Genomic DNA, 2,164 nt, shown 5'->3' with positions numbered 1-2,164 from the left:
ACTACCGCCGCCGCCAGACCCTGAAAAACGCCGAGCGTTTCATCACGCCCGAGCTCAAAACCTTTGAAGACAAAGCCCTGTCAGCCCAAGAGCGCGCCTTGGCCCGTGAGAAGTGGCTCTACGAAGGCCTGCTCGACCAGCTGCAACCCTTTGTGCCCGCGCTCACCGAATTGGCGCAGGCCATGGCGACGCTCGATGTGCTGTGCGCACTGACGGAGCGATCTTTGACACTCAATTGGTGCGCGCCCGAATTCACCAAAGAGCCTTGCATCGAGATTCGCCAAGGCCGCCACCCGGTGGTCGAGGCGCGGCTGGCCCAGATGTCCGGCGCGAGCTTCATCGCCAACGACACGGTACTCGGCCCCAAGCAGCGCCTGCAAATCATCACCGGCCCCAACATGGGTGGCAAATCGACCTACATGCGCCAGGTGGCACTCATCGTGCTTTTGGCCAGCATCGGCAGCCATGTGCCCGCCAGCCGCTGCCGCCTCGGCCCCATCGATGCCATCCACACCCGCATCGGCGCGGCCGACGACCTGGCCAACGCGCAATCGACCTTCATGCTGGAGATGACCGAGGCCGCGCAAATCTTGCACAGCGCCACGCCGCACAGCCTGGTGCTGATGGACGAGATCGGGCGAGGCACCTCCACCTTTGACGGCCTGGCGCTCGCCAGCGGCATCGCCACGCACCTGCACAACAAAACGCAGGCCTTTGCGCTGTTTGCCACGCACTACTTTGAGCTGACCGAGTTCCCGGCCACACACACGGCCGCCGTTAACATGCATGTGAGCGCGGCCGAGTCCGGCGCGTCGATTGTGTTTTTGCACGAGCTGCAACCTGGCCCCGCCAGCAAAAGTTATGGCGTGCAAGTGGCGCGGCTGGCGGGCATGCCTGCAGCGGTGCTCAACCACGCCCGCCATGCACTCAGCGCTTTGGAAGCCGGTGCCAATGAAAGCCGTCAACAGGTGGACCTATTTGCCGCCCCACCCGAATCCGAAGCGACTGGCCCCAGCCCCATCGAAGTGGCGCTGGCCCAAATCAACCCCGATGCACTCAGCCCCCGCGAAGCACTCGACGCCCTGTATGCTCTGCAGCGCTTGCTGCCGAAAAACTAACCCACCGTTGAAGTCATGACTTACTGTGTTGCCGTCAAAACCCGAGCCGGTCTGGTTTTTTTGTCCGATTCCCGCACCAACGCGGGCCTGGACCAGATCAGCACCTTCCGCAAAATGATCGTCTATGAAAAAGCGGGCGACCGCTTCATGACGCTGTTGTCAGCGGGCAACCTCAGCATCTCGCAGTCGGTGCGCGAAGTGCTGCAAATCGAAAAACTGGTCGAACCCGGCCAGGACGAACCCCTGACCATCTGGAACGCCAAAAGCATGTTCGACGCCACCCGCGTGCTGGGCGCGGCCGTGCGCCGCGTGTACGAGCGCGATGCCGCCGCCCTGCGTGCCTCGGGTGTGGAGTTCAACGTGTCCATGATTTTTGGCGGGCAGATCGGCGGCGAGGGCATGCGCTTGTTCCAGGTGTATTCACCAGGCAACTTCATCGAAGCCACCGACGAGACGCCCTACTTCCAGATTGGCGAATCCAAATACGGCAAGCCTGTTTTGGACCGTGTCATCACGCCCAACACCCCGCTTGACGAAGCGGCCAAATGTGCGCTGGTGTCGATGGACTCGACCCTCAAATCCAACCTGTCTGTCGGCCTACCGCTGGACATGGTGGTCTACAAAGCGGGCAGCTTGCACACCGACCGCATCATGTGCATCGATGAGCACAACCCTTACTTTCAGATGCTGCGCTCCAGCTGGGGCGACAAACTGCGCCAGATGTTCGACAGCATCGAAGACCCCATGTGGAACGGCGGCGCGACCGACATCCCGCTCATGGTGCCGCCCCTGCGCAACGCCTTGCTCAAGAAAATCACAACGCCTGAAGAGAAACTCATCTGATGGCGCTGGCCATCATCCGTCTTGACTCTGCCCTGCCATGAACGCTCGCATCATCTTCTCGCACGGCAACAGCTTCCCGGCCAGCACTTATCGGGTGATTTTTGACAGCCTGCGCCAGCGCGGCTTTGTCGTGGATGCCATCGAAAAATTTGGCCATGATCCGCAATACCCCGTCACCAACAACTGGCCGCACCTGGTGCAGC

The 2,164-nt window shown here is 61.4% G+C and carries 1 protein-coding gene and 2 pseudogenes; all 3 read left to right on the top strand.

What is annotated here, in order from left to right; genetic code table 11:
* Positions 1-1,118 (top strand): annotated as a pseudogene (locus tag Q0341_RS08085) (DNA mismatch repair protein MutS); the annotation flags it as partial.
* A 15-nt stretch (positions 1,119-1,133) separates the two neighbouring features.
* Positions 1,134-1,961, top strand: a complete 828-nt coding sequence (locus Q0341_RS08080) for a proteasome-type protease (protein ID WP_299511917.1) — start codon at positions 1,134-1,136, stop codon at positions 1,959-1,961.
* A 37-nt stretch (positions 1,962-1,998) separates the two neighbouring features.
* A pseudogene (locus Q0341_RS08075) lies at positions 1,999-2,164 on the top strand (alpha/beta hydrolase); the annotation flags it as partial.

Source organism: uncultured Limnohabitans sp., assembly GCF_937889215.1.
Taxonomy (GTDB): domain Bacteria; phylum Pseudomonadota; class Gammaproteobacteria; order Burkholderiales; family Burkholderiaceae_C; genus Limnohabitans_A.
The sequence above is the reverse complement of the archived record's forward strand: the minus strand, read 5'-3'. Positions and strand labels throughout refer to the sequence as shown.